At 61.5% G+C, this 12859-nt stretch carries 13 protein-coding genes; 6 read left to right on the top strand and 7 right to left on the bottom strand.

From position 1 onward, the window contains the following. Positions 1 to 2 precede the first annotated feature (2 nt). Entirely contained in the window at positions 3 to 677 is a 675-nt protein-coding gene (locus HU742_RS16280) for a histidine phosphatase family protein (RefSeq protein WP_186643213.1), read from the bottom strand. Positions 678 to 1002: 325 nt separating this feature from the next. On the opposite strand from HU742_RS16280, the gene HU742_RS16275 reads away from it, so the two are divergent. The 4 genes from HU742_RS16275 to HU742_RS16260 all read left to right on the top strand — a co-directional run bounded on the left by HU742_RS16275 (position 1003) and on the right by HU742_RS16260 (position 4812). Further along, positions 1003 to 1701 (top strand): glutathione binding-like protein, encoded by a 699-nt coding sequence (locus HU742_RS16275; RefSeq protein ID WP_186643214.1) that lies wholly within the window; start codon positions 1003 to 1005, stop codon positions 1699 to 1701. Between the two features lie 8 nt (positions 1702 to 1709). Next, on the top strand, positions 1710 to 2555 hold the full coding sequence (locus tag HU742_RS16270) for a PhzF family phenazine biosynthesis protein (protein WP_186643215.1): 846 nt from the start codon (positions 1710 to 1712) through the stop codon (positions 2553 to 2555). A 108-nt stretch (positions 2556 to 2663) separates the two neighbouring features. Beyond that, entirely contained in the window at positions 2664 to 3638 is a 975-nt protein-coding gene (hemB, locus tag HU742_RS16265; RefSeq protein ID WP_186640267.1) for a porphobilinogen synthase, read from the top strand. A gap of 79 nt (positions 3639 to 3717) precedes the next feature. Further along, on the top strand, positions 3718 to 4812 hold the full coding sequence (locus tag HU742_RS16260) for a DUF1615 domain-containing protein (RefSeq protein WP_186643216.1): 1095 nt from the start codon (positions 3718 to 3720) through the stop codon (positions 4810 to 4812). A 151-nt stretch (positions 4813 to 4963) separates the two neighbouring features. On the opposite strand, the gene HU742_RS16255 is transcribed toward HU742_RS16260, so the two are convergent. Further along, a complete protein-coding gene (locus tag HU742_RS16255; protein WP_186643217.1) occupies positions 4964 to 5398 on the bottom strand; it encodes a phage infection protein in 435 nt (144 codons plus the stop codon). Positions 5399 to 5595: 197 nt separating this feature from the next. Here HU742_RS16255 and HU742_RS16250 point away from each other — a divergent pair, with 197 nt between their 5' ends. Beyond that, complete coding sequence (locus HU742_RS16250; RefSeq protein WP_186640271.1) at positions 5596 to 6225, top strand: glutathione S-transferase family protein; 630 nt, start codon at positions 5596 to 5598, stop codon at positions 6223 to 6225. Here the strand turns inward: HU742_RS16250 and HU742_RS16245 are convergent, their stop codons facing one another. The 5 genes from HU742_RS16245 to HU742_RS16225 all read right to left on the bottom strand — a co-directional run bounded on the left by HU742_RS16245 (position 6226) and on the right by HU742_RS16225 (position 10179). Then, a complete protein-coding gene (locus HU742_RS16245) occupies positions 6226 to 6762 on the bottom strand; it encodes a PqiC family protein (protein WP_186643218.1) in 537 nt (178 codons plus the stop codon). A 17-nt stretch (positions 6763 to 6779) separates the two neighbouring features. Then, on the bottom strand, positions 6780 to 8435 hold the full coding sequence (locus HU742_RS16240) for a PqiB family protein (protein WP_186640275.1): 1656 nt from the start codon (positions 8433 to 8435) through the stop codon (positions 6780 to 6782). Continuing rightward, on the bottom strand, positions 8416 to 9087 hold the full coding sequence (locus HU742_RS16235) for a paraquat-inducible protein A (RefSeq protein ID WP_186640277.1): 672 nt from the start codon (positions 9085 to 9087) through the stop codon (positions 8416 to 8418). Before HU742_RS16235 ends, HU742_RS16240 begins: the two co-directional genes overlap by 20 nt. Further along, positions 9072 to 9668 (bottom strand): paraquat-inducible protein A, encoded by a 597-nt coding sequence (locus tag HU742_RS16230; protein ID WP_186643219.1) that lies wholly within the window; start codon positions 9666 to 9668, stop codon positions 9072 to 9074. Before HU742_RS16230 ends, HU742_RS16235 begins: the two co-directional genes overlap by 16 nt. Positions 9669 to 9738: 70 nt before the next feature. Continuing rightward, complete coding sequence (locus tag HU742_RS16225) at positions 9739 to 10179, bottom strand: CBS domain-containing protein (RefSeq protein ID WP_186640281.1); 441 nt, start codon at positions 10177 to 10179, stop codon at positions 9739 to 9741. Between the two features lie 307 nt (positions 10180 to 10486). Here HU742_RS16225 and HU742_RS16220 point away from each other — a divergent pair, with 307 nt between their 5' ends. Beyond that, complete coding sequence (locus tag HU742_RS16220) at positions 10487 to 12850, top strand: DNA polymerase II (RefSeq protein WP_186643220.1); 2364 nt, start codon at positions 10487 to 10489, stop codon at positions 12848 to 12850. Positions 12851 to 12859 lie beyond the last annotated feature (9 nt).

The following is a 12859-nucleotide window of genomic DNA, read 5'->3' as shown; positions in this document are numbered from 1 at the left end:
GGTCAGGTCGGGCAAGTCTCTTGCCCGTTGTCCAGCCCTTGCTTGTAGCTTTGGCTGGTGAGGCTGGCCTTGCCGTTGTGCCAGGTCAGGGTCAGCACATACAGCGAATCGAAATCACTCGATGCCCAGTCATCGGTGATTGTCTGGCGCTTGCCCATCGCTTCACCCGCGACTTTATTGATCAGTTCCGGCAGGTAGCCGTGGGACCAGGCGGTGTAGATGGTGGAGTTGTGGTACTTGTCATGCAGCAACTCGTCAGCCAGGTCGCTGGTGTCGTTGGCCGAATATTCGATGTTCACCGGCAACCCGAGCTTGATGGCGCTGGGGCTGATGGTCATCAGCGGGCGAATATAGCTGTAGGAATTATCCAGCTCACCCTCTTCGACGTTTCGAGTCGGGTTGGCCGCGAACACATAGTCGGCCTTGCCGAATTTTTCCGGCAGCAGGGTCGCCAGGTCGATGGCCCGGTTCAGCCCCTGGCAATTGAGCTGGCCGAGCCCGCCGGCAGGTTTTTCGGCATGACGCAGGAACACCAGGGTCTGGACGCCATCGGCGGGCTGGGCGCGACTCACGCTGGACTCCAGCGACAGCACCAGGCCACAGGCCACAAGCAACGTCGGTAGCATCAACCACGAACGGCGTTTGAGGTAACCGGTGAATCTCTGTGGGGTCATCATGGAATAGGTGTCTTCGGTCTTCTCGATTCAGGCTGACAAACCTCGGCACCGCGGAGCTTGTGGCTCGGGTGTTTTCCATGTCGTTACGCCGCTTCGATTCCTCGGGGCACTTCTCTGAGTCCCTTTCTGCCCTTTGGTTCGATCCTGGCCGGCGCCATGCACTGTAGCGGCGTCCTTCCGGCAGGTGGGGCGAATGTTAGCGACAGGATGTTGCGGTTTTAAGAACAGGCAGTCCGGTCCCTTGCAGGGGGGCATGATTGAGGCACCAAAACCCCATCAGCTGATTTATGCTTCAGCTTTCTGGCTGACACTTGGAATCCACGTTATGCCCAACCTGACCCCGTTTCCCATCACCCAAAAATGGCCCGCCCAGTACCCGGAGTGGATCCAGCTCTACTCGCTGCCGACCCCCAACGGGGTGAAGGTCTCGATCATGCTGGAAGAGACCGGCCTGCCCTACGAGCCGCACAAGGTCGACTTTGCCAGCAACGACCAGCTGTCCCCCGAATTCCTGTCCCTGAACCCCAACAACAAGATCCCGGCCATCCTCGACCCCCATGGGCCTGGGGATCAGCCGCTGGCGTTGTTCGAGTCAGGAGCGATCCTGATTTACCTCGCAGACAAGAGCGGCCAACTGCTGGCCCAGGAGTCGGCGGCGCGCTACGAGACGATCCAGTGGTTGATGTTTCAGATGGGCGGTATCGGTCCGATGTTCGGCCAGTTGGGCTTCTTCAACAAATTCGCCGGCAAGGACTACGAAGATAAGCGTCCCCGCGATCGTTACGTCGAGGAAAGCAAGCGCCTGCTCAAGGTGCTCGACGGGCGCCTGCAAGGGCGGGACTGGATCATGGGCGAGCGTTACACCATCGCCGATATCGCGACATTCCCGTGGGTGCGCAACCTGATCGGCTTTTACGAGGCCGGTGATCTGGTGGGCATCCACGATTTCCCCAACGTGACTCGGGTGTTGGAGCGGTTCCTGGCGCGCCCGGCAGTGGCGCGCGGCTTGAAGATTCCTGAGTGATGCCGCCGATGACCCGCCGATTCGATTTCAAGCAGTTGGATGTCTTCAGCGAGACGCCGCTCAAGGGCAATCCGCTGGCGGTGGTGCTGGGTGCCGATGGCCTCACCGATGAGCGCATGAGCGCTTTCGCCAACTGGACCAACCTCAGTGAGACCACGTTCCTGCTGGCGCCCCGGCACCCGGAAGCCGATTACCGGGTGCGTATATTCACAACAATGACCGAGTTGCCATTCGCTGGACATCCGACCCTTGGCAGCTGCCATGCATGGCTGGAGGCCGGAGGGGTTCCGAAAGGGCCGGAGATCGTGCAGGAGTGTGGCGTTGGGCTGGTGAGGATCCGCCGCAGCGATTACGGGCTGGCGTTCCTGGCGCCGCCCCTGGTCAAGTCCGGCCCGCTGGAAGCCGGATTGGTGGAACGGGTACGCAGTGGGCTTGGCCTGGCGGCCGAGGCGATTGTCGCCGCGCAATGGGTCGATAACGGCGCCGGCTGGCTGGCCTTGATGCTCAAGGACCGCCAGCAAGTCCTGGCATTGAAGCCCGATTATCATCAATTGCTGGATCTGGCCGTGGGCGTGATCGCGCCTTGGAACCCCGCCGTGGATGGCGACGCCGCGCAGTTCGAAGTGCGCGGTTTCATTGCCGGTGACGGCATGCCGGAGGATCCAGCCACGGGCAGCCTGAACGCCGGGCTCGCCCAATGGATGCTGGGCGAGGGTTTGGCGCCGTCCTCCTATGTGGTCAGCCAGGGGCTGACCATGGGCCGGGCCGGGCGGATTCATGTCGAGCAGATTGGCGAAGAAGTCTGGATTGGTGGCGCGGTGGTGACGTGCATCAATGGCTCGTTGACGTTGTAGGCGGATTATTGCGGCGCGGGTAATACTCTGTTCTGTTGCCGGCGTTTGTGCCCTGCCGGGTCAGGGCATAAGCTTTGCCTCGCGATCAATCGTCTACCCAGGAGTCCCATGTCCAGCCAGTTCCCCGAAGCGCGTCCACGCCGTCTGCGCCGCAACGCCAGCTTGCGCAGCCTGTTCCAGGAAACCGAGTTCACCTTGAACGACCTGGTGCTGCCTATATTTGTCGAAGAAGAAATCAGTGACTTCGTGCCGATCAAGAGCATGCCGGGCGTGGCGCGCATTCCGGAATCCAAGCTGGCCGGTGAGATTGAGCGGTACGCCCGCGCTGGCATCAAGTCGGTGATGACGTTTGGCGTTTCCCATCACTTGGACAGCGACGGTAGCGACACGTGGAGCGAGCGTGGCCTGGTCTCGCGCATGGCCGGAATCTGCAAGGATGCCGTGCCGGAAATGGTCGTGATGTCCGATACCTGCTTCTGTGAATACACCGATCATGGTCACTGCGGCGTCCTGCACGGCCACGAAGTGGATAACGATCGGACCTTGGTCAACCTCGGCAAGCAAGCCGTGGCGGCCGCACGCGCGGGTGCCGATGTCATCGCGCCGTCTGCGGCCATGGACGGGCAAGTCCAGGCCATCCGCAAGGCTTTGGATGACGCGGGCTTCAGCCAGACGGCAATCATGGCCTACTCGACCAAATTCGCCTCGGCGTTGTACGGCCCGTTTCGCGAAGCAGGCGGCAGCGCTTTGAAAGGCGACCGCAAAAGTTATCAGATGAACCCGATGAACCGTCGCGAGGCGCTGCGCGAGTCGTTGCTTGATGAACAAGAGGGCGCCGACGCACTGATGGTCAAGCCGGCCGGTGCCTACCTCGATATCATTCGCGACATTCGCCAGGCCTCGAACCTGCCGTTGTCGGCTTACCAGGTCAGCGGCGAATACGCGATGATCAAGTTCGCCGCCCAGGCTGGCGCCATCGACGAGGCTCGCGTGGTCCGGGAAAGCCTTGGCGCGATCAAGCGTGCCGGAGCAGACCTGATTTTCACCTATTTTGCGATGGACCTGGCGTTGAGCGGGATCTGACCCGACATCGCGTCCCATTGGATTTCTGCTGGCTTTTGATCGTATGGTTGCTCCCGAACACTGGATCTGACGGAGCACCATGCAATTCACTCGATTGATGATCAGTCTCACCGCACTGCTGGCACTGGCTGGCTGCGGCAGCCGACAGGTCCAAGAGCCTGAGCGCCAGCCAGCCGAAGTCAAGGCGCAGATCGTTCGGCTATTGCCGGCCAAGACTGCTGATCGGGAAGGCTGGGCCACGGACATCTATGTGGCGTTTTCGGCACAGCAGATCCCGGCCACGACGCAAAATATCTGTTCGGTGCTTGCCGTGACCGAACAGGAATCAACCTTCCAGGCCGACCCGGCTGTGCCGGGACTGGGTAAGATTGCCCGTCAGGAAATCGACCGTCGCGCGGCGAAAGTGCATATTCCCGGACTGCTGGTCAGCGGCGCGCTCCAGATGCGCTCGCCTAATGGCAAAAGCTACAGCGATCGACTCAATGCGGCGCGAAGCGAGAAAGAACTCAGCGCGATTTTTGATGACTTCATCAGCATGGTGCCGTTGGGCAAGACGCTGTTTGACGGCTTCAATCCGGTTCACACGGGTGGGCCGATGCAAGTCAGCATCGCCTTCGCCCAGGCCAACGCGCGCGATTATCCCTATACCGTGGATGGCTCGATTCGTCGCGAAGTGTTCAGTCGTCGCGGCGGGATGTATTTCGGTATCGCGCACTTATTGGGGTATCCCGTCAGCTACACCGAGCCGTTGTACCGTTTCGCCGACTTCAACGCCGGGTGGTACGCCAGCCGCAACGCGGCTTTCCAGCACGCCGTGAGTCGCGCTTCGGGCATTTCCTTGGCCTTGGACGGTGATTTGATCCTCCCCGATTCGATCATGCCCGGCAGCACGGAACTGGCGGTGCGCACGTTGGGCAGGTCATTGGGGATGCGCAACCCGACCATTCGTAATCAATTGGAGTTGGGTGACAGCCTGGCGTTCGAGGACAGCAAACTCTACAAGGGTGTGTTCGAATTGGCGGAAAAGGCTGAGGGCAAGCCGCTGCCCAGGGCGATATTGCCGGGCATTGTGCTCAAGAGCCCGAAGATTACCCGCAAGCTGACCACCGCCTGGTTTGCCAAACGAGTGGACGAACGTTACCAGCGGTGCATGGCGCGGTCTGCGGGTCGCTAACAGGATGAGTACGAAAAAGCCCGGCGGATAAGGCCGGGCTTTTAGTGGGGGGGCTTCAATGCTACCTGGGTTAGCGTGGCGAGCTGTCGTCCTCGCCACGGATCGTGTTGAACATTACGTGAGGCTTCCTCAGGTGCCGCAGTCAGGCAACTCATGCACGGTTCTGAGCCAGACGATCGGAGCCACCTTCAGCGACGCGGCGTTCCAGCAGGCGATCGGCACCGCCTTCGGCAACACGGTTTTCGATCAAACGATCGGAGCCACCTTCGGCAACGCGGCGTTCCAGCAGGCGATCGGCACCGCCTTCGGCAACACGGTTTTCGATCAGGCGGTCGGAGCCACCTTCAGCGACGCGGCGTTCCAGCAGGCGATCGGCACCGCCTTCGGCAACACGGTTTTCGATCAAACGATCGGAGCCGCCTTCGGCAACGCGGCGTTCCAGCAGGCGATCGGCACCGCCTTCGGCAACACGGTTTTCGATCAAACGATCGGAGCCGCCTTCGGCAACGATCGGGTGGGAAGAGGCGGCGAATACGTTGGCTGCCAGAACCGAGAAAGCGACGCTGAGAATGATTTGGCGTTTCATGGTGGTGTGCTCCGGGGTTGCAGTTATTGGGTGTGGGCTCATTGTTGCGCCGGGCACTGATTGTGAGAACTTCATTGACGTGATGGTGAACATCGACAGCGGTGATAGCTGGTTGGCTGGCTGTCGGTCAGGTTGATGGAACATGAATAGGCAAGCGGGGCTCTACCGGCAGAATCCCTTCGCAGGAGGCAAACGACATGTATCAGTTATTCGGCCACAGCCAGTCCGGTTCCTCGGCCGTGGAGATTGCCCTGGCGCTGTGCGGCGTGCCTTACCGCCGGGTGGATACCTATTCGACTGAGGACGACGAGGCGGCAAAAGAGCTCGAGGCATTAAATCCGCAGAAGCAGGTCCCGACCCTGCAACTGGCGGATGGCTCGGTGCTGACCGAGGCGGCAGCGATTCTGATTCACCTGGGCTTGTCTTTTCCGGAATCGAAACTGCTCCCGGAAGACCCGGTCCGTCGCGCGCAAATCATCCGCGGACTGGTGTATATCGCCGCCAATTGCTACACGCCCATTGGCATCATCGATTTTCCACAACGCTGGCTGCCTGACGGCGACGAGGCTACCCAAGAGCGACTGGTGGCGGGCACGAAACAACGCTTGTATCGCAACTGGGCATTGTTTGCCGACCAGTTCCCGGCGACCCCTTTCCTTTGTGGGGCCGAGCCCGGGGCGCTGGATATCCTGGCGGCGGTGATCACCAAGTGGGTCGACACGCGCGAAGCGATGCTCAGCGCTCGCCCTGAGTTCTATGGCCTGCTGGAGCGCATCGACCACCATCCGCGGATCGCACCAGTGCTGTCATTGCATTGGCCGCAGTGATCAAGGGCATGCGTGACCAGAGGCGGCTTGCCTGACCAGGGCGACGAACTGCCGGACGTTGTTCTGATGGCTCTTCACCAAGTCGTCAATACTGCCCGCCGCCGGTGTCTGCAGGCTGCTGCGGCAGGTGAGGGTACGAACGTCGTCGCCAAGGTTGCGCAAACGCCATTGCACGTCCATGCGGGCATAGCGCCCAGGGATCGAGTCGAAGCGTTGTACATCTACCCGCAACAGCCGCTTCGGGGCCCCGGGGTTGCTCAGTTGTTCGTCAAGGCTGCTGCGAAGCTCATCTGCCAGGCTGGAACCCCACCATTCGGTTTCGAGGATGGCCAACCCGCTGTCGCCTTGGCGGATGACCATTTGGGTGCGATCCACCTGGGGAGGAACACTGACGTGCTCGATCTGGATGTCCTCGCTGGCGTGGGCCAAGCCGCCCGGCTGGGCCGGGCTCAGGGTGTGATAGTGGATAGGGTCGCTGCGGCAGGCACCGAGCAGCAACGCCAAGGCAATCAACGAGCATTTCAGCGTCAGCGGCATCAAGCGTGCTCCTGTGATCATTCTTTCACCGGAAAGGTCAGATTCTGCGCCGGAGCGTCCTTCGGACGACCGCGCAGCAGCGATTCAGGGTGACGGCTCAGGTAGTCGGACAGCTCGCGCAGCGATCGTGACATCCGCCCCAAGTCATCGAGGGTCTCGGTCAACTGTTCACGCTGGGGAGAGTCCTCGGCCAGGGTCGAGTTTGCCGATTGCAAGGTCTTGCTCACGTCCTGCAAGGTGTTTTGCACGCCCGGGAGGGTCTTGTTGTTGAATTGCGACAAGCCTTTGCGCAGCTCCACCAGGTTACCGTCCAGGTTGCTGGCGATGCTTTCCAGGGGCAGCTTGTTGATTCGCTCGACCACCGTCTGGAGTTGTTCCTGCAACTGCTGGAGGCTGCCGGGAATGGTCGGGATCCGGAGCGGCCGGGCGGAGGAGTCGAAGGCGACTTTTTCAGCCTTGGGGTAAAAATCCAGCGAAATGTACAACTGCCCGGTCAGCAGGTTGCCGCTGCGAGCCTGGGCGCGCAGGCCCCGTTCAACGAAACTGCCGACCAGGCGGGCAGCGGCGGCTTCGTCTTCCGGATCGTGGTTGAGCGACTTGAGCAGTTTTTCATGGGCCTTGCCGAGCAATTGTGGGTAGATCACGATTCCCACGTTGACGGGGAATGTGCGCTGTTTCTCATCGAAGTCCAGGTTCATGGCGACCACCCGGCCAATCTCGATCCCGAGGAACTCCACCGGTGCGCCGACGCGCAAGCCACGCAAGGCCTGGTCAAAGCGCAGGGCCAGGTATTGCGCCTTGCCACTGGGCGGCGCCAGGGCGCTCTCCTGGTCGGCGAACAGCTCGAAGTTCTTGCTTTCGGCAGCGGGTATATCGTTGGGGCTGTATTCCGGAGCCCGGAAGGCAATGCCGCCAACCAGCAAGGCGGAAAGGGACTCGGTCTTGACCGCGAAACCATTGGCGCCGACGTTGACGTCCACGCCGCTGACGTTCCAGAACCGGGTGTTCTCGGTGACGTAGGCATCGTTTGGCGCGTTGATGAACACTTCGATGTTGACGCCTTTGCCATCGGCGTCGAGTGCGTAGGACACCACTTGGCCCACCGGAATCTTGCGCAGGTACACCGGCGAGCCGATGTCCAGCGAGCCGAGGTCCTGGGAGTGCAGGGTAAAGCGCTTGCCCGGTTCGCCGTAGGTGATCGGCGGCGGCGCCTCCAGGCCGGTAAAGGCTTTGGCGCGCACCTTCGAATGCCCGGCGTCGGCGCCGATGAAATCCCCCGAGAGCAAGGTGTCGATCCCGGAAATCCCGCCCGCGCCGATGCGCGGCCTCACCACCCAGAACACCGAGTCTTCGTGGGTAAAGGTGTCGGCAGTCTTGGCCAGCTTGACCGTGGCAGTGACGTTTTTCTGATCGTCGCTCAGTTGCACGTCGGTGACCTGGCCGATCACCACATTGCGGTATTTGACCGGGGTCTTGTTGGCGGTCAGGCCTTCACCTGTCTTGAAGGTGATAGTGATGGTCGGCCCTTCCTGCAGCCAGTTGTGGACCACCAGGGATACGCCCACCAGCACCGCGATGATCGGCACGATCCACACCAGCGAGACCGACCAACGACGGGTGGTGACATGGGCACGGCCCGGTGTGGGCTGTCCGTCAGTGGCTTGCGACTTCATCCACGAGCTCCTCGCAGGGTTGGGTATCCCAGATCAGCCGTGGGTCGAAACTCATGGCCGACAGCATGGTAAACAGCACCACGAGGCCGAAGAACAGAATTCCCGGTCGCGGTTCGATGTCGCTCAGGGCCTGGAACTTCACCAGCGCCGCCACCAGGGCCACCACCAGCACGTCAAGCATCGACCAGTAGCCGATGATCTCGACCAGCCGGTACAGCTTGGCGCGCTGGACCTGGGCCCAGTTGCTGCGGCGTTGCACGGTCACCAGCAAGAGCGTCAGCACGACGAACTTGATGCCGGGGACCGCGATGCTGGCGATGAAGATGATCAGCGCGATGTCCCAGGCACCACTGTGCCAGAACTCGAGGACGCCGCTGATGATAGTGCTGTCCGCGCCGTCGCCGAGCATCTGGGTATTCATGACCGGTAGCAGGTTGGCCGGGATGTAGAACACCAGCGCCGCCAGCATGTAGGCCCAAGTGCGGGTGAGGGTATCGGGTTTGCGCCGGTGCAGGGCGGCATCGCAGCGCGGGCAGGCCTCGGGCTCGTTGGTCATGTCGCAGGCCAGGCCGCAGCTGTGGCACAGGCACAGGTTGAAATCCCTGGCTCGGGGCGGGTTTTCCCGCAGTGTAGCGTTCACAGGCTGTCCCATAGGTCGCGGATATCACGACCGGCAATACGGATCATCAGCAGGCTCAAGACGGCCAGGGCGAACAGGCCGATGCCTGGCAGCACGTCGAGCAACCCGGCAAGCTTGATGACGGCTACCAGCGCACCCAGCAGGCACACCTCCAGCATGCTCCACGGTCGCAGGGTTTCCAGGCTGCGCATGCACAGGTTGAAGGCGGGTGCCCGTCGATTGGCATGGGCGTAGCCCAATACCCATAGCAACAGCGCAAGTTGGAGGGCGGGAGCAATGATGATCGCGACCGCAGCCACCAGGGCGATGAAGGTGATGGGTCCCTGGCTCAGGGCCAAGACGGAATCCCACAACGTAGCGCTGTTGCTCAGGCCCTGGAGCCGGATGCTCATCACCGGATACACATTGGCGAAGGTCCACAGCACCGCCGCAGTGATGCTCAAGGCCAGGCGCTGTTCAATGCTCAGGCCGTTGTACCGCTGGATCACCGCGTGGCATTGCAAACACATGGCTTTTTGATGCGGGACCAGCGCAACCGGCTCGTATACCGCATCGCAATGCTCACAAATGATCAGTCGGTCGGTAACGGCCATGGGGATGCTCGGCAGGGACAACTCCTTCAATATAGAAGTGAGTTGGAAATGAGCAACCCGTCCGCGCCAATCATTCGCCGCGAATGTATTGCTCCAGTTGTCTGATCAGGTCCGCCTGCTCGGCAATGGCTTCCTTGACCAGGTCACCAATGGACAACAGGCCGACCAGCTTGCCGTCCTCCACCACCGGCAAATGCCGCAGGTGCTTATCGGTCATGATGCTCAGGCAAGTCTCGACGGTTTGATGAGGATCGATGGTGATGACCGGCGAAACCATGATGTCACTGACTTTCGTGCCCACCGAGGAGCGGCCATGCAAGACCATTTTGCGTGCGTAGTCGCGCTCGCTGATGATGCCCAGCACTTCGTCGTTTTTTACTACCAGCAGGGCGCCGACGTTTTTTTCGGCCATGCGCATCAGCGCCTGCAGCACCATGTCGTCCGGTGAAATGGTATGCACTTGCTGGTTCTTCTCGTCTTTTATCCGGAGCAACTGCGCGACGGTTTTCATGGGTGGCCTCGGGTAGCGTTTTTGCGGGTGGTTTAAGAATCGTAGACCCAACGGCGCAGAGCAAGCGATAAAGCGGCAGTCAGCCGTCCAAAAGCGTCATGAAAGCTGGATTCGTGTAAAAGTAATGTCTTGCGCAGTTGTGGCGAGGGGATTTATCCCCGTTGGCTGCGCAGCAGCCCCGATAAGAGGATTACATCGGCCTGATAAATCGCGTTGGTAGTTTTAGGGCTGCTGCGCAAGCCCAGCGGGGATAAATCCCCTCGCCACAGGTAGAATCACCCCTTATGTAAAATCTGAGGTTTCAGCGGTGGATCTACAGCAGGGCTTCGTCCTGACCCGGCATTGGCGCGATACCCCGGCGGGCACTGAAGTCGAGTTCTGGCTGGCCACCGACGCCGGTCCCCGCCGTGTGCGCCTGCCGGTGCAGCCATCGGTGGCGTTCGTGCCGCAGGTCCAGCGCGGCCAGGTTGAGGCGCTGCTGCAGGGCGAGAAGGATGTCGAGTTGCGTCCCCTGGAGCTGCTGGATTTCGAGCATCGCCCGGTGCTGGGCCTGTATTGCCGGCAACATGCGCAACTGATGCGCCTGGACACCACGTTGCGCCGCGCCGGCGTCGAGGTGTTCGAGGCTGACATCCGGCCGCCGGAGCGTTACCTGATGGAGCGCTTCATCACCGCGCCGGTCTGGTTCGGCGGCACGCCGGCCGCGGATGGCCAACTGGTCGACGCCCAGATGAAACCGGCGCCTGAGTACCGTCCACCGTTGCGACTGGTGTCCCTGGACATCGAAACCACCGCCCAGGGTGATCTCTATTCCATCGCCCTGGAAGGCTGCGGCGAGCGCCAGGTGTATATGCTCGGGCCGCCCAACGGCGACGACAGCGCTGTGGATTTCCAGCTCGAATATTGCGAATCCCGCACGTTGCTGCTGAAGAAACTCAACGAATGGTTCGCTCGCTTCGACCCCGACGCGATCATCGGCTGGAACCTGGTGCAGTTCGATTTGCGCGTGCTGCATGAACACGCCCGCCGGCTGGCCGTGCCGCTGCGCCTGGGGCGTGGTGGCGAAGAAATGCAATGGCGCGAGCACGGCGCGCGCAACAACCATTTCTTCGCCTCGGCGGCTGGGCGGTTGATCATCGACGGGATCGAGTCCTTGCGTTCGGCCACGTGGAGCTTTCCCTCGTTCAGCCTGGAAAACGTCGCCCAGACGCTGCTCGGTGAAGGCAAGTCCATCGACAACCCCTACCAGCGCATGGATGAAATCAACCGCATGTTCGCCGAGGACAAGCCGGCCCTGGCTCGCTACAACCTCAAGGACTGCGAGTTGGTCACGCGGATCTTCGCCAAGACCGAGCTGCTCAAGTTCCTGCTGGAGCGGGCCAGCGTCACCGGCCTGCCGGCGGATCGCAGCGGGGGATCGGTGGCGGCGTTCACGCATTTGTACATGCCGCTGATGCACCGCCAGGGTTTCGTCGCGCCGAACCTTGGCCAGCGTCCGCCCGAGGCGAGCCCTGGCGGGTTTGTCATGGACTCCCAGCCGGGGCTCTATGAGTCAGTGCTGGTGCTGGACTACAAGAGCCTGTACCCGTCGATCATCCGCACCTTCCTCATCGATCCGGTGGGCTTGATCGAAGGCCTGCGCCACCCGGACGATGGCGAGTCGGTGCCCGGTTTTCGCGGGGCGCGGTTCTCCCGCACCCGCCACTGCCTGCCCGCCATCGTGGCGCGGGTCGCCGAAGGCCGGGAAACGGCCAAGCGCGAACACAACGCGCCGCTGTCCCAGGCGCTGAAAATCATCATGAACGCGTTTTACGGCGTGCTCGGCTCCAGCGGCTGTCGCTTCTTTGATACACGGCTGGCGTCGTCCATCACCCTGCGCGGACACCAGATCATGCAGCGCACCCGGCAGCTGATCGAAGCCCAGGGGCACGTGGTGATCTATGGCGATACCGACTCGACATTCGTCTGGTTGGGCCGGGCTCACGGCCAGGAAGAGGCCGCGCAGATCGGCCGGGACCTGGTCGCTTACGTCAACCAATGGTGGGGCGATCATGTGCGCGACGAGTATGGATTGCAGAGTGCGCTGGAGCTGCAGTTCGAAACCCATTTCAAGCGCTTCCTGATGCCCACGATTCGTGGCACGGAGGAGGGCAGCAAGAAGCGCTACGCCGGCCTGGTGACCCGTGCCGACGGCAGCGACGAAATCATCTACAAGGGCCTGGAAACCGTGCGCACCGACTGGTCGCCCCTGGCCCGGCAGTTCCAGCAGGAGCTGTACGGGCGGATCTTCCATCGCAAGCCCTATCAGGACTACGTGCGCAATTATGTCCAGCAGACGCTGGCCGGGGCGTTCGATGATCGACTGGTCTACCGCAAGCGCCTGCGCCGTCCGCTGGATGACTACGAACGCAACGTTCCTCCCCACGTTCGGGCAGCGCGGCTCGCCGATGAGTTCAACGAGCGCCAGGGCCGTCCACGGCAGTATCAGAACGGTGGCTGGATCAGCTACGTGATCACCGTCACAGGACCTGAACCACTGGAAACCCGTAGTGCGCCAATCGACTACGACCACTACGTGACCAAGCAGCTGCAGCCATTGGCGGATGCGATCCTGCCGTTTGTGGACGATGATTTTTCAACGTTGATCGGGGGGCAGATGGGGTTGTTCTGATTTTCCATG

Source organism: Pseudomonas marvdashtae (assembly GCF_014268655.2).
Taxonomy (GTDB): Bacteria; Pseudomonadota; Gammaproteobacteria; order Pseudomonadales; family Pseudomonadaceae; genus Aquipseudomonas; species Aquipseudomonas marvdashtae.
This window is presented reverse-complemented; position numbering and strand designations above follow the sequence as displayed.